The organism is Leisingera sp. S2M4 (assembly GCF_055398055.1).
Window position 1 is genome coordinate 957,846 of sequence record NZ_AP040861.1, and the last position, 17,971, is coordinate 975,816.

At 64.4% G+C, this 17,971-nt stretch carries 20 protein-coding genes; 18 read left to right on the forward strand and 2 right to left on the reverse strand.

Going from position 1 to position 17,971, the window contains the following annotated elements; all coding sequences use genetic code 11:
- Window positions 1-2: 2 nt before the first annotated feature.
- From paaA to ACZ52D_RS04735, 18 genes are all read left to right on the forward strand, one after another.
- Window positions 3-980 (forward strand): 1,2-phenylacetyl-CoA epoxidase subunit PaaA, encoded by a 978-nt coding sequence (paaA, locus tag ACZ52D_RS04650; protein ID WP_369924588.1) that lies wholly within the window; start codon window positions 3-5, stop codon window positions 978-980.
- Between the two features lie 53 nt (window positions 981-1,033).
- Window positions 1,034-1,318: a 1,2-phenylacetyl-CoA epoxidase subunit PaaB gene (gene paaB, locus ACZ52D_RS04655; RefSeq protein WP_222456250.1), complete on the forward strand. Its 285-nt coding sequence runs from the start codon at window positions 1,034-1,036 to the stop codon at window positions 1,316-1,318.
- A complete protein-coding gene (paaC, locus tag ACZ52D_RS04660) occupies window positions 1,318-2,112 on the forward strand; it encodes a 1,2-phenylacetyl-CoA epoxidase subunit PaaC (RefSeq protein ID WP_464442718.1) in 795 nt (264 codons plus the stop codon). The genes paaB and paaC overlap by 1 nt, the downstream gene beginning before the upstream one ends.
- 124 nt (window positions 2,113-2,236) lie before the next feature.
- Entirely contained in the window at window positions 2,237-2,722 is a 486-nt protein-coding gene (paaD, locus tag ACZ52D_RS04665; protein ID WP_464442719.1) for a 1,2-phenylacetyl-CoA epoxidase subunit PaaD, read from the forward strand.
- 10 nt (window positions 2,723-2,732) lie between these two features.
- Window positions 2,733-3,806 (forward strand): 1,2-phenylacetyl-CoA epoxidase subunit PaaE, encoded by a 1,074-nt coding sequence (paaE, locus tag ACZ52D_RS04670; RefSeq protein WP_464442721.1) that lies wholly within the window; start codon window positions 2,733-2,735, stop codon window positions 3,804-3,806.
- A gap of 24 nt (window positions 3,807-3,830) precedes the next feature.
- Window positions 3,831-4,592: a Phenylacetic acid catabolic protein gene (locus ACZ52D_RS04675; protein ID WP_464442722.1), complete on the forward strand. Its 762-nt coding sequence runs from the start codon at window positions 3,831-3,833 to the stop codon at window positions 4,590-4,592.
- A gap of 234 nt (window positions 4,593-4,826) precedes the next feature.
- On the forward strand, window positions 4,827-5,333 hold the full coding sequence (locus tag ACZ52D_RS04680; protein WP_464442724.1) for a VOC family protein: 507 nt from the start codon (window positions 4,827-4,829) through the stop codon (window positions 5,331-5,333).
- A gap of 45 nt (window positions 5,334-5,378) precedes the next feature.
- A complete protein-coding gene (locus ACZ52D_RS04685) occupies window positions 5,379-6,242 on the forward strand; it encodes a branched-chain amino acid aminotransferase (RefSeq protein ID WP_464442725.1) in 864 nt (287 codons plus the stop codon).
- A 74-nt stretch (window positions 6,243-6,316) separates the two neighbouring features.
- The gene (locus tag ACZ52D_RS04690) at window positions 6,317-6,772 is read left to right on the forward strand and encodes a universal stress protein (protein ID WP_222456257.1); all 456 of its coding nucleotides are present in this window, start codon (window positions 6,317-6,319) and stop codon (window positions 6,770-6,772) included.
- A 145-nt stretch (window positions 6,773-6,917) separates the two neighbouring features.
- On the forward strand, window positions 6,918-7,484 hold the full coding sequence (locus tag ACZ52D_RS04695) for a NifU family protein (protein WP_369924581.1): 567 nt from the start codon (window positions 6,918-6,920) through the stop codon (window positions 7,482-7,484).
- Between the two features lie 20 nt (window positions 7,485-7,504).
- On the forward strand, window positions 7,505-8,101 hold the full coding sequence (gene tsaB, locus ACZ52D_RS04700) for a tRNA (adenosine(37)-N6)-threonylcarbamoyltransferase complex dimerization subunit type 1 TsaB (RefSeq protein ID WP_464442726.1): 597 nt from the start codon (window positions 7,505-7,507) through the stop codon (window positions 8,099-8,101).
- Window positions 8,094-8,519, forward strand: a complete 426-nt coding sequence (locus ACZ52D_RS04705; RefSeq protein ID WP_464442727.1) for a GNAT family N-acetyltransferase — start codon at window positions 8,094-8,096, stop codon at window positions 8,517-8,519. Before tsaB ends, ACZ52D_RS04705 begins: the two co-directional genes overlap by 8 nt.
- A 163-nt stretch (window positions 8,520-8,682) precedes the next feature.
- On the forward strand, window positions 8,683-9,681 hold the full coding sequence (locus ACZ52D_RS04710; protein ID WP_222456261.1) for a BMP family lipoprotein: 999 nt from the start codon (window positions 8,683-8,685) through the stop codon (window positions 9,679-9,681).
- A gap of 235 nt (window positions 9,682-9,916) precedes the next feature.
- On the forward strand, window positions 9,917-11,446 hold the full coding sequence (locus tag ACZ52D_RS04715) for an ABC transporter ATP-binding protein (RefSeq protein ID WP_222456262.1): 1,530 nt from the start codon (window positions 9,917-9,919) through the stop codon (window positions 11,444-11,446).
- Entirely contained in the window at window positions 11,446-12,540 is a 1,095-nt protein-coding gene (locus ACZ52D_RS04720; protein WP_369924579.1) for an ABC transporter permease, read from the forward strand. The genes ACZ52D_RS04715 and ACZ52D_RS04720 overlap by 1 nt, the downstream gene beginning before the upstream one ends.
- Entirely contained in the window at window positions 12,540-13,547 is a 1,008-nt protein-coding gene (locus ACZ52D_RS04725; RefSeq protein ID WP_222456264.1) for an ABC transporter permease, read from the forward strand. Before ACZ52D_RS04720 ends, ACZ52D_RS04725 begins: the two co-directional genes overlap by 1 nt.
- Window positions 13,548-13,739: 192 nt before the next feature.
- Window positions 13,740-14,663 carry a sulfite exporter TauE/SafE family protein gene (locus tag ACZ52D_RS04730; protein ID WP_464442728.1) on the forward strand — a complete coding sequence of 308 codons (924 nt, stop codon included), beginning with the start codon at window positions 13,740-13,742 and terminating at the stop codon, window positions 14,661-14,663.
- Between the two features lie 2 nt (window positions 14,664-14,665).
- The gene (locus tag ACZ52D_RS04735) at window positions 14,666-15,448 is read left to right on the forward strand and encodes a TIGR02186 family protein (RefSeq protein WP_417475616.1); all 783 of its coding nucleotides are present in this window, start codon (window positions 14,666-14,668) and stop codon (window positions 15,446-15,448) included.
- Window positions 15,449-15,627: 179 nt separating this feature from the next.
- On the opposite strand, the gene ACZ52D_RS04740 is transcribed toward ACZ52D_RS04735, so the two are convergent.
- A complete protein-coding gene (locus ACZ52D_RS04740; protein ID WP_464442729.1) occupies window positions 15,628-16,365 on the reverse strand; it encodes an SDR family oxidoreductase in 738 nt (245 codons plus the stop codon).
- Complete coding sequence (locus ACZ52D_RS04745; RefSeq protein ID WP_222456268.1) at window positions 16,362-17,900, reverse strand: ATP-dependent DNA helicase; 1,539 nt, start codon at window positions 17,898-17,900, stop codon at window positions 16,362-16,364. The genes ACZ52D_RS04740 and ACZ52D_RS04745 overlap by 4 nt, the downstream gene beginning before the upstream one ends.
- Window positions 17,901-17,971 lie beyond the last annotated feature (71 nt).

Genomic DNA, 17,971 nt, shown 5'->3' on the forward strand with positions numbered 1-17,971 from the left:
ACATGTATGCTCAGATGATCAAATCCGAAGCGACCCAGGACGATCCGGAGAAGCTGGCCGCCTTTCAGGCCCGCATCGACGCGGGTGAGAAGATCGAGCCCAAGGACTGGATGCCCGAGGGCTACCGCAAGACGCTGATCCGCCAGATCGGCCAGCACGCACATTCCGAAATCGTCGGCCAGCTGCCCGAAGGCAACTGGATCACCCGCGCGCCGACGCTGGAGCGCAAGGCGATCCTGCTGGCCAAGGTGCAGGATGAGGCAGGCCACGGGTTGTATCTCTACTGTGCCGCAGAAACGCTGGGTATCAGCCGCGACGAGATGACGGAAATGCTGCTCGACGGGCGCATGAAGTATTCCTCGATCTTCAACTACCCAACGCTGAACTGGGCCGACATCGGCGCGGTCGGCTGGCTGGTCGACGGTGCGGCGATCATGAACCAGGTGCCGCTGCAGCGGACGTCCTACGGCCCCTACTCCCGCGCCATGATCCGCGTCTGCAAGGAAGAGAGCTTTCACCAGCGCCAGGGCTATGACGTCATCCGCAGAATGGCCGAGGGCACCCCGGAGCAGAAGAAGATGGCGCAGGATGCGCTGAACCGGCTGTGGTACCCGTCACTGATGATGTTCGGTCCCTCCGACAAGGACTCGGTGCATTCCGCGCAGTCGATGAAATGGAAGATCAAGATGAACACCAACGACGAGCTGCGTCAGAAGTTCGTCGACCAGACCGTGCCGCAAGCGGAATACCTGGGGCTGACCATTCCGGACCCGGACCTGAAATGGAACGAGGAGCGCGGACACTATGATTTCACCGACCCGGACTGGAACGAGTTTTTTGACGTGATCAAGGGCAATGGCCCGTGCAATGCCGACCGTCTCGCCGCCCGCAACAAGGCCTGGAAGGATGGCCAGTGGGTGCGCGACGGCATGCTCGCACATGCCCGCAAAAAGGCCGCACGCAAGCACGCGGCCGAGTAACTTTCGAACCTTCCAGCGCCCGCGGCGCCCCCTCAGCCAAGAGGATCAGAGATATGAAAAACGAATGGCCCCTGTGGGAAGTCTTCATCCGCGGCCAGCACGGCATGAGCCACCGCCACGTCGGCTCCCTGCACGCGCCCGACGCCGAAATGGCAATCAAGAACGCCCGCGACGTCTACACCCGCCGCAACGAAGGTGTGTCGATCTGGGTTGTCGAAGCCGCGGCGATCACCGCCTCCTCACCCAGCGACAAGGGTCCTCTTTACGAGCCGTCGGAAAGCAAGGTTTACCGCCACCCGACTTTCTTTGACATTCCTGACGAAGTGGGGGCGATGTGATGACTGCCGCCGCCGCCAAAGCTCAACCCGCCCTCACCCAGCAAGAAGCCTTTGTGCAGTTCCTGCTGCGAATGGGAGACAACACGCTGATCCTCGGTCACCGGGTCAGCGAATGGTGCGGGCACGCGCCGGTGCTGGAGGAAGACATCGCACTGGCCAACATCGCTCTCGACCTGATCGGCCAGACCCAGATGTGGCTGGGCCTTGCAGCAGATGTGCAGGGCGAGGGGAAATCCGCAGACGATCTCGCGTTTCTGCGCGACGCCTGGGACTTCCGCAACCTGCTGCTGGTCGAGATGCCCAACGGTGACTTCGGCCAGACGCTGATGCGCCAGTTCCTGTTCGACGCTTGGCATGGGCTGATGCTGGAACAGCTGAAAAGCTCCTCGGACGAGCGGGTGGCCGCGATTGCAGAGAAGGCTTCGAAGGAAGTTGCCTACCACTTTGAGCGGTCCGCCGAGACGGTGATTTCCCTTGGGGACGGCACCGAGGAAAGCCACAACCGCATGCAGGCGGCGTTGGACTACCTCTGGCCTTACGTCGGCGAGATGTTCCTCTCCGACGAGGTCGACGCCGCGATGGAGCAGGCAGGAATCGCGCCGGATCCAGTAACCTTGCGCGACGCATACGTTTCCCGCGTCTCCGACGTTCTGGCAGAGGCTACGCTCACCATCCCGGAGAGCCGCTTTGCCCAGAAAGGCGGCCGCACCGGCCAGATGCACACCGAGCATCTGGGCCATCTGCTGACCCAGATGCAGTGGCTGCAACGCGCCTACCCCGGCGCGAGATGGTAACGCCACGGTACAAGAACTGAGGGCAGCCCCCGGCCTCGGGTTGGGGGTAAAGCCCCCTCCCGTGGGGGAGGTCGGGGGCTGCCCGGTCTAGCGTCCGGGCGAAACAGCCAATGAGGATTTCCGCATGAGCCAACTTGCCGAAAAACCAGCCGAGAAGCCCAGCCCGGACCAGGTCTGGGAGTGGCTGGACGCGGTGCCGGACCCGGAGATCCCGGTGATTTCCCTTGTCGACCTTGGCGTCATCCGCGGCGTCGAGTGGCAGCACGACACGCTGGTCGTCACCGTTACACCCACCTATTCCGGCTGCCCGGCCACCGCGGTGATCCAGATGGATATCGAAACCGCCCTCAAGGCCCGCGGCATTGAGGATGTGCGTCTCAAGACCCAGATCTCGCCCGCCTGGACCACCGATTGGCTGTCAGACAAAGGCCGCGCCAAGCTCGAGGTCTACGGCATCGCCCCGCCCCAGCCCGCGGGTGGCCCGGAAAAATGCCCGCATTGCGGCAGCCGACATGTCACCAAGGTCAGCCAGTTCGGCTCGACCCCCTGCAAGGCCCACTGGCGCTGCCAGGACTGCCTCGAACCTTTTGATTATTTCAAGTGCATCTGAGGAGACCCTGATGGCGCGCTTTCACGACCTTGAAGTCACCGATGTCCGCAAGACCATTCGCGATGCGGTGGTGGTCACCCTGAAACCCTCGCCGGAGGCGGCCACTGCGTTCGATTTCACCCAAGGCCAGTATCTGACCTTCCGGCGGGACTTCGACGGCGAGGAGCTGCGCCGCAGCTATTCCATCTGTGCCGGAAAGGACGAGGGCATCCTGCAGGTCGGCATCAAGCGCGTCGACGGCGGTGCCTTTTCGACCTGGGCCAACACCGAGCTGAAAGTCGGCGATACCCTGCAGGCGATGCCGCCGATGGGCACCTTTCACACGCCGCTCGATCCGAAGGCTGAAAAACACTATCTCGGCTTCGCGGGCGGCTCCGGCATCACGCCCGTCCTCTCGCTCCTCAAGACGACGCTGGCGACAGAGCCAAAGTCCTCCTTCACGCTGGTCTATGCCAACAAGGGCGTGAACACGATCATGTTCCGCGAGGAACTGGAGGATCTGAAGAACATCCACATGGGGCGACTGAACGTCATCCATGTGCTGGAATCCGACGCTCAGGACATTGACCTGTTCACCGGTCTCGTGACCGAGGAAAAATGCGCCCAGCTCTTTGAGCATTGGATCGACATCACGTCCGTCGACACCGCCTTCATCTGTGGTCCTGAACCGATGATGCTCGGCATCGCCGCAGCCCTGCGCACGGCCGGGCTGGAGGACAGCCAGATCAAGTTTGAACTTTTCGCCTCTGCCCAGCCGGGCCGCGCCAAGCGCAAGGCGGGCGCCGCAGAAGCTGGCACAAGCGCCAATCAGACCAAGGCGGCCATCACACTCGACGGGGCCACCCAGACCATCCAGATGGGCAAGGACATGACGCTGCTGGACGCCGCACTGGAAAACGCCATGGACGCGCCCTACGCTTGCAAGGCGGGCGTCTGCTCCACCTGCCGCTGCAAGGTTTTGGAGGGCGAGGTGGAGATGGTCGCCAATCACGCGCTTGAGGATTACGAGGTCGAAAAAGGGTATGTGCTTAGCTGCCAGGCCTACCCGGTGACGGATACAGTGGTGGTGGACTACGACCAGTAGCAACCGTTTTGGGGAGGATCAGCCGTGGCTGAAGATATGAGCATCGAAACCTACCTGGCCCGCGGGGGCGTGTTGACCACCCCGGCCAACGTCCCGCCCCGCTACCGGGCAGAGCTGCTGAAGCTGATGGCAACCTTCGTCGACAGCGAGCTGGCCGGTGCCGCAGGTTTTGCTGATATCATCAACCAGGGTCCCGGCATCCAGGCCCGCATCGCCGCGGCCCGCATCGTGCTGGAAAAAACCGCGCATGCGGACCGGGTGTTGCGCCTGATGGGGGAATTCGGTGCGGACACGGCCCGCTATGCCGATCACCATCCCTGGACCGCCCGGCTGGCGCGCGATGCCGACATCGGACAGAGCCGAAGCCAACACGACATGCGGCTGGCGGTCTTCAACTACCCGCTGCAAGGCTGGGCCGATGCGGTCGTGATGAACGTGTTGATGGGCCGCGCCGTGACCCTCCAGCTGGAGGAGCTGAGCCATGTCTCCTACCAGCCCTTGGCCGAGGCCTTCCGCACGATCCTGCCAGTGGAGACCCGCCACGCGGAACTGGCCGAAGAAGGGCTGATGACACTCGTGGAATCAACCGGAACCGAGCCCCTGCAAGACTTGGTTGACTATTGGTGGCCAAGAGTCGCGGCAAGCTTCGGGCAGGAAGCCTCGGACAAGTTCGAAGGGCTGAAAGCGATGGGGCTGCGCCGCACGCCAAACGCCGAGTTGAAGACCCGCTGGCAGCAACAGGCAACTTCCATCCTGGCGAAAGCCGGGCTGGCGCCAGCAGGCTGAGCCCGGCTGCGTCTGCGCGCCAGGCAGCCCGGCGCTCCCGCCCCTCCTTGCACGCAGTGTCATGCGCTGGTCCGCTTGGGCGCGGCGCGCTTGTCGGCGCGCGGTCACGCCCCCTGTGACAGTGTGCAACCGCACAGGGGAATGGTGCGCCCCTGTGGACTGGCACCGGCCCTGACTGTCGCCATATTCAAAGGGACAGACCGCGCGGCGGTACAGCACCTCAAGGAGACGAACATGAGCACTGGTTCCACATCCCTTCCCCAAGGCACCTGCATCGGCCATGTTCACCTGAAGGTCTCGGACCTTGAGCGTGCAATCGGCTTTTACAGCGGCGTTCTGGGGTTCGATGTCACCCAGCGGATCGGCGAGTCCGCGGCTTTCCTCTCGGCGGGCGGCTATCATCACCACATTGGCCTGAACACCTGGCACTCGCGCGGCGGAGCGCAACCGGCTCCGGGCACCACGGGGCTATACCATACCGCAATCCTGCTACCGGACCGCCCCAGCCTCGGTGCCGTGCTGCGTCGGGTCCTGGCGGCCAACATCCCGCTGGAGGGCGCCGCCGACCATGGCGTTTCAGAAGCGCTCTACATCCGCGACCCGGACGGCAACGGCGTCGAACTCTACCGGGACCGCCCGGCAACGGAGTGGCCACGGACCGCCGATGGCGAACTGGCGATGGTCAACGAGCCGCTTGATCTCGAGGCGCTGCTGGAGGCGGAAAAGGGTATGGACCTCTGACCCATTCCTGCCTAGCGTTCCGCCACCAAGCGAAAGGACAGATCGATGGCCGCAGGCAGCAAAATCCGGACCTATTTCAATGGCACCTGGCACGACGGCGATGTCGCCGTGATGCGGGCCGCGGACCATGGGATGTGGCTGGGCTCCTCGGTGTTTGACGGCGCCCGCTTCTTTGATGGCGTCACACCAGACCTGGACCTGCATTGCGCCCGCACCAATGCCTCGGCCCGTGCGTTGATGATGGAGCCGACCTTGCAGGCGGCTGAAATGGCCGAACTGATCCGCGACGGGCTCAAAGGGTTTGCCGCGGACGCAGCCGTCTACGTGCGGCCGATGTACTGGGCCACCGATGGTGATGCGACGCTGATTGCTCCGGACGCGGACAGCACGCAATTCGCCGTCAGCCTGGAAGAGATCCCGATGCCCGCCGCCGACGCCTCTGCCACGCTGACCCGCACCCGTTTCCGTCGGCCGGTGCTGGAAAACGCGGTAGTGAATGCCAAGGCCGGATGCCTCTATCCCAACAACGCCCGCATGCTGCGCGAGGCCCGCAGCAAGGGCTTTACGAATGCCCTGGCACTGGATGCCATGGGCAATGTTGCCGAAACCGCCACCAGCAACGTCTTCTTGGTCCGCGATGGCGTCGTGTTCACGCCGATCCCCAACGGCACCTTCCTGGCCGGCATCACCCGCGCCCGCCATATCGCCAACATGCGCGCCGATGGAATGACCGTGACCGAATGCGTGCTGACCTACGAAGACTTCGAGACCGCGGATGAGATCTTTCTGTCCGGCAACATGGCCAAAGTGACCCCGGTCACCGCATTCGACGACTGCACCTATGAGATCGGCCCGGTGACCAAACGCGTCCGCGCGCTCTACTGGGATTGGGCAGCAGGGCAGAAATGACAGCGCAGCAGCAGCTCTATTGCCTGATCGGCCTGCTTGCGCCATGATCCCGACGCAACAACACGTGAGGCGAGATGCGCAAATTCCTGGTGGTACTGGACGACAGCCGCGAATGTCTGAACGCGATGCGCTTTGCCGCGATGCGGGCTGCGCACACCGGCGGCGGTGTGACCATCCTGTCGGTGATCCCGCCGGATGAGTTCAACCACTGGATCGGTGTCGGCGAGGTCATGCGTGAAGAGGCCCGCGAACGCATTCACGCCCACTTCGAGGTTTTCGCCAAGTGGATGCGTGACCGCCAGAATGTCGACCCTGAACTGGTGATCCGCGAAGGCGAGCCGGTGCCTGAAATCCTCGACTATATCGAGGGCGATCCAGAAATCGGCGTGCTGGTGCTCGGCGCGGGCATCGGGCGCAAGGGGCCGGGACCGCTGGTCACCCAGCTGACCAAGAACTCGGGCACGCTACCGGTGCCGATCACCATCGTTCCGGGCGATCTGTCCAAGGAACGGCTGGAAGCCATCACCTGATACCCGACGCGACCGAACACCACCGCGCTGCGCCCCGCTCCCATCGCCATTGCTCTGCCGAGCCCCGGCAATTTAGAATGGTTCCAAATCTTGACTTGCCGTGGCGCAAGGCGCATATCGGGAACACGCTTAACGGAGACCCGCCATGTTCATTCAGACCGAATCCACGCCCAACCCGGCGACGCTGAAATTCCTGCCGGGTCAGACAGTTCTCGAGGTCGGCACCGCAGACTTTGCCAGTGCCGAGGCCGCCGAGAAATCCCCGCTGGCTGCCCGCATTTTCGCCGTCGACGGCGTGACCGGCGTATTCTTTGGCAATGACTTCGTCACCGTGACCAAGGAAGACAGCGTCGATTGGGACCACATCAAGCCCGCCATCCTCGGCGCGGTGATGGAGCACTTCCAATCCGGTCAGCCGGTGATGGCCGATGGCTCGTCCGATCCGGCCTCGGGCCACGCGGAACACTCGGGCGAAGATGCCGAGATCGTCAACCAGATCAAGGAACTGCTGGACAGCCGCGTCCGCCCCGCAGTTGCCCAGGACGGCGGCGACATCACCTTCCACGGCTTTGATCGCGGCGTTGTCTACCTGCACATGCAGGGTGCCTGCGCAGGTTGCCCCTCCTCGACCCTGACGCTGAAGATGGGCATCGAGAACCTGCTGCGCCATTACATTCCGGAAGTCACCGAGGTGCGCCCGGTTGCCGTGTGACGGCTGCGAAAGGACATTGCATGACCTCTGAACCGCTGGTTCTGGGATTTGACACATCGGCCGCGCATTGCGCGGCCGCTTTGCTGCGCGGCGACGAGGTGCTGACCACCCGTCTGGAAGAGATGACCCGCGGCCAGGCCGAACGACTGATGCCGCTGCTGCAAGAGGTGCTGTCCGAGGCCGATGCCAGCTGGGAAGACCTCGACGCGCTGGGTGTCGGCATCGGCCCGGGCAATTTCACCGGAATTCGCATCGCCGTATCCGCGGCCCGTGGGCTGGCCCTCGGGCTGGACATCCCGGCGGTGGGCGTCAACGGCTTTGAGGCCCGCGAGGCGGACGGCAGCCTGCCCGCGGTGCCTGCCCCCCGTGACCAGGTCTATGCCGCCCTGCCCGGCGAGGCACCGCGCCTGATGCCGCGCCAGGAGGCCGAGGACGCCGCCCGCGGTGCCGGTCTGGCGTTTGCGCCCGAGGCCAGCCCCCCCGGGATCGCGGAAGCCATTGCGCGCATCGCCTCCGCACGCTTTGCCACCGCCACCGAGCCCCCCGCGCCACTTTACCTGCGGGCCGCGGACGCCGCGCCCTCGAGTGACGTCGCGCCGACCCTGCTCGATGACTGACGCACCAAGCCCGTCACAGATGGCCGCCACCCATGCGGCCGCCTTCACCCAATCGCGTCCTTGGACAACCGGTGAATTCGCGGAGCTGTTGACCAGCCGCCTGTCGCTTGTGGTCGGCGACGACCGCTGCTTTGCCCTGTTTCGGGTGATCGCGGACGAGGCGGAGCTGCTGACCATTGCCACCCACCCGGATCACCAGCGCCAGGGACTGGCGCGGGCCTGCCTGTCGCGGGCGGAGGTCGAGCTGCGGCTGCGTGGCGTGACGGAGGTGTTGCTTGAGGTCGCCGCCGACAATGCTCCGGCACAGTCGCTATATCGCAGCGCGGGATTCGCGGAGTGCGGCCTGAGGCGGGAATATTACCCGCGTCCGGGCGCACAAGCTGTCGACGCGCTGCTGATGCGCAAAGCTTTACGTTAGGCCACTTTGCGGTTCAGCCCGCTATTTCGCACCATTTGGTCAAAAAGCTGTTGACCCTCTCCCTGCCCTGCAGGCTAAATTGCCGCACCCTTTTGGCCTGAACGAGGCCGGGCAGCGGCAAACCCCGCTGCATATGAAAAAAAATGATAGTGGGAGTTTCCTGATGACCCTGATGAAATCGCTGATGGGCGCAGCCGCGTCGCTGGCGCTGACCGCAGGCGCCGCACTGGCAGAACCGGCGCTGATCTTCGACCTGGGCGGCAAATTCGACAAGAGCTTCAACGAAGCCGCCCATAACGGTGCCAGCCGCTGGGCCGAAGAGACTGGCGGCAGCTACCGCGAGATCGAGCTGCAGTCCGAAGCCCAGCGCGAGCAGGCCCTGCGCCGCTTTGCCGAAGCCGGCGCCAACCCCGTCATCACCATGGGCTTTGCCATGGCCGACCCGCTCAGCACCGTTGCCGCCGACTACCCGGACACCAAGTTCGTGGCTGTCGACGTCACCTGGCTGGAAGCGCCCAACATTCGCCAGATCGGCTTTGCCGAGCATGAAGGCTCCTATCTGGTCGGCATGATGGCGGCGATGGCGTCGAAGTCCGACACCGTCGGCTTCATCGGCGGCATGGACATCCCGCTGATCCGCCACTTTGCCTGTGGCTATGCCCAGGGCGTGAAGGCCGTGAACCCCGACGCCAAGGTTGTCGCCAACATGACCGGCACCACCCCGGCGGCCTGGAACGACCCGGTGAAGGGCTCGGAGCTGACCAAGTCGCAGATCAGCCAGGGCGCTGACGTGATCTATGCCGCGGCCGGCGGCACCGGCGTGGGCGTGCTGCAGACAGCCGCCGACGAAGGCATCCTGTCGATCGGCGTGGACAGCAACCAGAACCACCTGCACCCGGGCAAGGTCCTGACCTCCATGCTCAAGCGGGTGGACGTGGCCGTCTATGAAGCCATGAAGGCCGGCGAAGACCTGGAGACCGGCGTCTTCACCATGGGTCTGGCCGAAGACGGTGTGGGCTATGCCCTGGACGAGCACAACGCCCCGCTGGTCACCGACGAGATGAAGGCCGCAGTTGAAGAAGCCCGCGAAAAGATCATCGCAGGCGAGATCAGCGTCGCAAGCTACTATGAAAACGACAGCTGCCCTGCGCTGAGCTTCTGATCCGACTGTCCCAGGCCATGACGGATTGTCTGCATATTCTGCGTGCCGCCTGGGGCCAGCCATCACCCGCTTCCCGATCCGCCTCGGCGGACATGGGGGGCGGGTTCCTCTTTTTCCACTCCGATCCCGGCAGCGCCGGTTGGTCAGGCATCTATCCCGCCTGCCCGTCCCGCATCGCGCCCGCCGCCCTCACTTTGGGAGCAAGGATCGGAACTTCAGGCATGGGAGAGCCCGCTTGACCGCCCCCGCCATCGAACTCAAAGGCATTTCCAAGGCCTTTGGCCCGGTCCAGGCAAACAAGGACATTTCCATCCGCGTCGCCCCCGGCACCATTCACGGCATCATCGGTGAAAACGGCGCCGGTAAATCGACACTGATGTCGATCCTCTATGGGTTTTACAAGGCTGACAAGGGCGAGGTCTGGATCAACGGCACGCGCACCGAGATCCCCGACAGCCAGGCCGCCATCGCCGCAGGCATCGGCATGGTGTTCCAGCATTTCAAACTGGTGGAGAATTTCACCGTGCTGGAAAACATCGTGCTGGGCGCCGAGGACAGCGGCCTGTTGATGCCCTCACTGCGCCGCGCCCGCAAGGAGCTGAAGGCGCTTGAGGAAGAATACGAGCTGTTCGTCGACCCCGACGCCCGCATCGACGAGATCGGCGTCGGCGCGCAGCAGCGGGTCGAAATCCTCAAGGCGCTGTACCGCAAGGCGGAAATCCTGATCCTGGACGAGCCCACCGGGGTGCTCACCCCGTCCGAGGCCGACCAGCTTTTCCGCATCCTCGACCGGCTGCGCGCCGAAGGAAAGACCATCATCCTGATCACGCACAAACTGCGCGAGATCATGGAGTACACCGACACGGTGTCGGTAATGCGCCGTGGCCAGATGACCGCCACCGTCAAGACGGCTGAGACCAGCCCCGAGCACCTGGCCGAACTGATGGTCGGCCGCAAGGTGCTGCTGCGCGTCGACAAGGTGCCCGCAACACCAGGGGCCCCGGTGCTGGAGGTCGAGGGCCTGCGGGTGGTCGACAGCGCAGGCGTCGAGCGCCTGAAAGGCATCGATCTGACCGTGCGCGCAGGCGAGATCGTCGGCATCGCCGGGGTTGCCGGCAATGGCCAGTCCGAGCTTCTGGAGGTGCTGGGCGGCATGCGCGAAGGCACCGGCACCCTCAAGCTGCACGGCCAGCCGCTGCCACTGTCAGGTCATGGTGCCGACGGCAGGGCCCGCCGTGCCGCCCATGTCGGCCACGTGCCGGAAGACCGCCAGCGCGAAGGGCTGATCATGGATTTCCACGCCTGGGAAAACGTCGCGTTCGGCTATCATCGCGATCCGGCCTACCAGAACGGCCTGATGATGAACAATGCCGCCCTGCGCGCCGACACCGAGGCCAAGATGGAGAAGTTCGACGTGCGCCCGCCGGATCCCTGGCTGGCCGCCAAGAACTTCTCTGGCGGCAACCAGCAGAAGATCGTGGTCGCCCGCGAGATCGAGCGCAATCCCGACCTGCTGCTGGTGGGCCAGCCGACCCGCGGCGTCGACATCGGCGCCATCGAATTCATTCACAAGCAGATCGTCGCCCTGCGCGATCAGGGCAAGGCCATCCTGCTCGTCTCGGTCGAGCTGGAGGAGATCCTGTCCCTGTCGGACCGTGTGGCGGTGATGTTTGACGGCATGATCATGGGCGAACGCCCGGCTGATCAGACCAACGAGAAAGAGCTCGGCCTGATGATGGCCGGTGTCGCGGGGGAGGCCGCGTAATGGAAAAGATGCCAAAATGGGCCGACGTGGTCCTGATCCCGCTGATCAGCCTGCTGCTGGCCGCCGCGCTCTCGGCGCTGGTGATCCTTGCCATCGGCGAAGACCCGGTGGCCGCGGTCAAGCTGATGGTCGACGGCGCGCTGGGGTCCACCTATGGCTGGGGCTACACGCTCTATTACGCCACCAACTTCATGTTCACGGGCCTCGCTGTGGCCGTGGCCGCCCATGCGGGGCTGTTCAACATCGGCGGTGAAGGCCAGGCAATGCTGGGGGGCCTCGGCGTTGCCCTGGTGTGCCTGTTCATCCCCTGGCCGCATTGGTCGCTGGCGCTGATCTTTGCCGCCCTTGGCGCCGGCCTGTTTGGCGCCGCCTGGGCGGCGATCCCCGCCTATCTGCAGGCCAAGCGCGGCAGCCATATCGTGATCACCACCATCATGTTCAACTTCATCGCCGCGGCGGTGCTGAACTACATGCTGGTCAACGTGCTGCGCCCCAAGGGCTCGCAGGATCCGGCCTCGGCCCGCTTCCCGGAAACGGTCCACCTGCCCTCGCTGCATGAAATGCTGGCGCCGCTGGGGATCGAGTTCTCCAAATCCGGCCCCGCCAATGTCAGCCTCCTGGTGGCGCTGGCCGCCTGCGTGGTGATCTGGCTGCTGATCTGGCGCACCCCGCTGGGCTACGAGATCCGCTCCCTGGGCAAATCCGAACCGGCAGCGCGCTATGCGGGCATTTCCTCGGTGCGGATCGTGATGATCGCCATGCTGATCTCCGGCGCGCTGGCCGGGATGATGGCGATCAACAACGTCATGGGCGAGGCCGAGCGCCTCGTGCTGAACTCCACCGAGGGCGCCGGCTTCATCGGCATCGCGGTGGCGCTGATGGGGCGCAACCACCCCTTCGGCGTGTTCCTGGCCGCAATCCTGTTCGGCTTCCTGTACCAGGGCGGCGCAGAACTGGCGCTCTGGACCTCGATCCCGCGCGAGCTGATCGTGGTGATCCAGGCTTTGGTGATCCTGTTCACCGGCGCGCTGGACAACATGGTGCGGATGCCGCTTGAGAAGATCTTCATCGCGGTACGGAAGGGGCAGAACTGATGGAATTCCTGACGATCATCCAGATTCTGGACTCCACCATCCGTCTGGCAACACCGCTGCTGCTGGCCTGCCTCGCGGGTCTGTTTTCCGAACGCGCGGGCATCTTTGACATCGGGCTTGAGGGCAAGATGCTGATGGCGGCCTTCTTCTCGGCGGCGGTGGCCGCTGTCACCGGCAATGTCTGGCTGGGATTGCTGGCAGGCATTGCCGCCTCTCTGGTACTGTCGGTACTGCACGGGGTCGCGTCGATCACCTTCCGGGGTAACCAGCTGATCTCCGGCGTTGCGATCAACTTCCTCGCCTCCGGCCTGACGGTTCTGATCGCGCAGGACTGGTTCAAGCAAGGCGGCCGCACGCCTTCGCTGTTCAGCGGCGGCCGGTTCGAGGGCTGGGAATGGCCCTTTGCCATCGGCCCTGCGGATGCCGCGGCGACAGGTCAGCCGGTGTCGCGCCTGATGGCCGAAGCCAACCCCGTGCATCAGGTCTATTCCGAGCTGCTGTCGGGCCACTCGATCCTGGTCTACTTCGCCTTCCTCGCAGTGCCCGCAACCTGGTGGATCCTGTTCCGCACCCGTTTTGGTCTGCGACTGCGGGCGGTGGGCGAAAACCCTGCCGCAGTTGATACCGCTGGCGTCTCAGTCGTGGGGCTGCGCTACGCAGCTGTTCTGATCTGCGGTTTGCTGTGCGGCATTGCCGGTGCTTACCTCGCCACCGCGCTTCAGGCCGGCTTCGTCAAGGAGATGACCGCAGGGCGCGGCTTCATCGCGCTTGCGGCGCTGATCTTTGCCAAGTGGCGGCCCTGGCACGCCATGGGGGCCTGCCTGCTGTTCGGCCTGTTGCAAGCCATTGCGCTGCGCTTTCAGAACATCGAACTGGGTGGTCTGACCATTCCGGTGCAGGCAATGGACGCGCTTCCCTATGTGCTCACGGTCGTGATTCTGGCCGGCTTCGTGGGCAAGGCGATCCCGCCACGTGCCGGCGGCCAACCTTATGTAAAGGAGCGCTAAGGGGCATAACGCCCTGCCGCTACGCGCTGTCACTCAAACGCCCGGTCCCGCACCGGGCGTTTTTTGTTTTCCCGTCTGCGCCCGAAATTTCCGAGGCCAGATAGGTCCAGTTTCTCGCGTCAAATCAGTCCTGCACGCTGCACAGCAGCATCGGTCATTGATTTTTGAACGAACTCAGGTCTAACAAAGAACATGCAGATCTACCTTCCCATAGCCGAGGTCTCGGTGAACGCGTTCCTGTTGCTGGGCCTTGGCGGCCTGGTCGGGATTCTGTCGGGCATGTTTGGGGTTGGAGGCGGCTTCTTGATGACGCCGCTCTTGTTTTTTATCGGCATTCCACCCGCGGTGGCGGTGGCGACCGAGGCCAACCAGATTGTCGCCTCTTCCTTTTCCGGTGTGCTGGCCCATTTCCGAAGGCGCACCGTCGATATCAAGATGGGGCTGGTTCTGCAGGCAGGCGGCCTCATCGGCGCCGCGCTCGGGGTGGTGGTTTTCAACTACCTCAAGGCACTGGGTCAGGTCGATCTGCTGGTGAAGCTGTGCTATGTCGTGTTCCTCGGCGTTGTCGGCGGGTTGATGTTCATCGAGAGCCTCAACGCCATCCGCAAGACCCGCAAGGCAGGCGGCTCCGCGCCCCCCACCCGGCGCCAGCGTGGCTGGGTGCATGCCCTGCCCTTCAAGATGCGCTTTCGCACCTCCGGGCTCTATATCTCGGTGATCCCGCCGGTGCTCGTCGGGGTCTGCGTCGGCATCCTTGCGGCCATCATGGGGGTCGGCGGCGGCTTCATCATGGTGCCTGCGATGATCTACATTCTCGGCATGCCCACCAAGGTGGTGGTCGGCACCTCGCTGTTCCAGATCATTCTGGTCACCGGCTTCACCACCATGCTGCACGCCACCACCAACTACACCGTCGACATCGTCCTGGCGGTGCTGCTGCTGGTCGGCGGCGTCATCGGCGCGCAGATCGGCACCCGCATCGGCGTCTACCTCAAGGCCGAACAGCTGCGCATTCTGCTGGCGCTGATGGTCATTGCCGTCTGCGTCAAGCTGGGGCTGGACCTGCTGCTGCAACCGGCTGAGCTGTTCTCGCTCGGCGCGATGGGGGGGCACTGACAATGCGCAAGCTGCTGCTGCCCGCCCTTGCCGCTGCCGCGCTGCTGCTGCCGCAGACCGCCGCCCAGGCCGCCAAGGAGGAAGTCGTTCTAGGCCTCAGCCAGGACCGCGTCGCGATCACCGCCACGTTCGATGGCTCCGAGATCCTCGTGTTCGGCGCAGTGAAACGCGAAACACCGATCCCGGTGGATGACCCGCTGGAGGTTGTCGTGACGGTCTCCGGCCCGGCCCCCGCGGTGATGGTGCGTCGCAAGGAAAAGAAGCTCGGCATCTGGGTCAACGCCGACAGCGTATTGGTTGATTCCGCGCCGGCCTTTTACGCGGTGGCCACCAGCGCGCCGTTTAACGAGGTGCTGACCGACACCGAGGACCTGCGCCACCGCATCTCGATCGAGCGGGCGATCCGCTCGGTCGGCGCTGCGATGCACATTCGCGGCGCCCAGGATTTCGCCGATGCGGTGGTGCGTATCCGCGAGAAGAACGGCCTCTATTCGTTGCGGGAAAACACCGTGGCGGTGGATGAGCAGACCCTGTTCCGCACCGCCATCCGGATGCCCGCGAACCTGACCGAAGGCACCTATGCGACCCGCATCTTCCTGACCCGTGGCGGCGAGGTGGTCTCCAGCTACGAAACCGCCATCGACGTGCGCAAGGTCGGTCTTGAAAAGTTCCTCTACGCCCTGTCGCGCGAACAGCCCTTTCTCTATGGGCTGATGTCGCTGGCAATTGCCATCGCCGCCGGCTGGGGCGCCTCCGCCGCCTTCAGCCTGATCAGGAACCGCTGACAGGGGCTCTGCCCCTCTTGGCCTTGCGGCCAATTCACCCCGGAGTATTTGCAGAAAGATGAAGCCCGGTGTTTCGCCTTTCCCGAAATACTCCGGCCGGAGGCCCGCAGCGCATCAGCGCAGCGCCACGCCCAACGGGAGCGGCGTATCCCAGATGCGCCAGCGACGGGCGGGAGCGCCTAGCCGCGGCCGATATAGGGCATCTTGGTGGCCATCACCGTCATGAACTGCACGTTGGCCTCCAACGGCAGATTTGCCATGTGCAGCACCGAGCGCGCCGCATCTTCGACTGCAAAGCTCTGCATCGGCGCCGCCTCGGGGTCGGCGGCGGCCTGACGCTGGCTCAGCTCTTCCACCATTGGCGTGCGGGCATTGCCGATGTCGATCTGGCCGCAGGCGATGTCAAACGCGCGGCCGTCCAGCGACAGGCTTTTGGTGAGGCCCGTGATCGCCGCCTTGGTCGCGGCATATGGCGCGCTCTGCGGTCTGGGGACATGCGCGGCGATGGAGCCGTTGTTGATGATCCGCCCACCCTGCGGCGCCTGCTGCCGCATCTGCCGGAACGCTGCGCGGGCGGCAAGGAACATGCCGTTGAGATTGACGTTCACCGAGGCGAACCAGTTGTCCAGCGGGATTTCATCAATGGTGCCGGGCGGCGTGAAAATGCCTGCGTTGTTGAACAGCACATCCAGCCGCCCCGCGGTCATGGCAAAGCTGTTCAATGCGTGATCCACCGCTGCCGGGTCTGTCACATCGGCCGCCAGCACATGCGCGTTTGCATGGCCCTGCGCCACCTCCTGCAGCTTGTCGGCTCTACGCGCCAGCAAACCAACCTGCCAGCCTTCGGCCAGGAACAGCTCAGCCACCGCGCGGCCGATACCGGAGCTCGCGCCGGTAATCAGGATTGATTGCGTCATGCCGGGGTGTCCTCCTGTACTTCCAAAGTCAATGCCGCCGCCGGGACCGCTTTCAGGTCATCCACACGCAAGGGGCCGCTGGGTTTGGCCAGACGATTACGCACCACCCAGATCAGCCGCTCCTGCGCGCGGGTGATGGCGACATAGGCCAGACGTTTCCACAAGGGCTGCCCTGCTTCGACCCGGCCCATTCGGGCGGCGGCGTAGATGTCGGGTGCGAAGACCTGCGTGGTGTCCCACTGCGAGCCCTGCGCCTTGTGGATGGTAACCGCCGCGCCGTGCAGAAAAGTGGCCCCCATGCGCGCGGCATAGGGGATGAAGGGCTCTTCCTCATCCGGTTTTTCGATCTTGACGATCGACGCCGCCGACACCTGTGGATCCTCTGCCCCCATCACGTGCAGCCGCGAAAAACCGGGTTTGCGCCCTGCCCCGAGAAAAATCACCTGCGCGCCCTTGATCAGGCCGCGCGCCTCAAGGTCGAGGCGCTTCTTGCGATGCTTGATCGGCAACTCGATGCCATCGCAGATCAGCGGCTCGCCCTCGATCAGGGCATCTTCCGGCGCGCCATGCACAGCGCGGAAGGCATTGATCAGCCGGATGCGGGTGTTGTTGCGCCACACCAGAACCGGTGAGCGCGCCATCAGGTCGACCTCGACCCGCTGGCCCCAGACCACCCGCTCATCGCGGCGGGCGGTGTCCTCGATCATCCGCTCGAAATCCTCGAACCCCAGCTGCGGATCGGCCAGCGCATGCGCCAGATCCAGGATCGGGTTTCCCGCCTCCTGCCGGTGGATGCGGTTCAGGATCAGGCGGCGTGGCTCCGGCAGCGCGTCGAACACCATCGAGCCGGACTGGTTGACCGGCGCCAGCTGCGCCGGGTCTCCGAACAGGATGAGGTTGGGGAAAATCTCCTTCAGATCCTCGAACTGGCGGTCGTCCAGCATCGAAGCCTCATCGACAAAACCGATATCCAGCGGCTCTTCGCGCCGCTTCCAGCCGGTGATGAAGTCCGAGCCACGCAAACCCGCGGCAGCCAGCGCACCGGGGATCGACTTGTTCTTCTCGTAAAACGCCGCCGCGCGCGCCAAGGCCTCTTCGGTCAAGCCCTCGATCTCGGGCTGATCGCCCTGCCCGGCCAGCCATTCCGCGATCTTCTCGAACTCCGGGTCATAAACCGGGGTATAGAGGATGCGGTGGATGGTGGTGGCCGGCACCCCGCGCAGTCGCAGAACGCTGGCCGCCTTGTTGGTGGGTGCCAGAATCGCCAACGTGCGACGGTCGTCACTTTTCTTGCGGCTCTCGTAATCGCCCGAGACAACCTCGACCCCGGCCTGTTCCAGCGCCTTGTACAGTTCCGCCAACAGCAGCGTCTTGCCCGAGCCAGCCTTGCCAATCACCGCCATCACCCCGGCGTCGCCGCGCGGCGGGTGCAAAAGCCCGTCATCAAGGTCAATTCCCGCCTGGCGCAGGAGCTCGGTCACGCTGTCATAAGCGGTGGCCTGATCATCGGAAAACTGTACGGGCAAGGTGGTCATGGCGCGACACTACAGCCGCGGAGCCGGGTCCGCCAGAGGCTCCCGGCTCCGCCGTGTGCTTTGCTCACTGC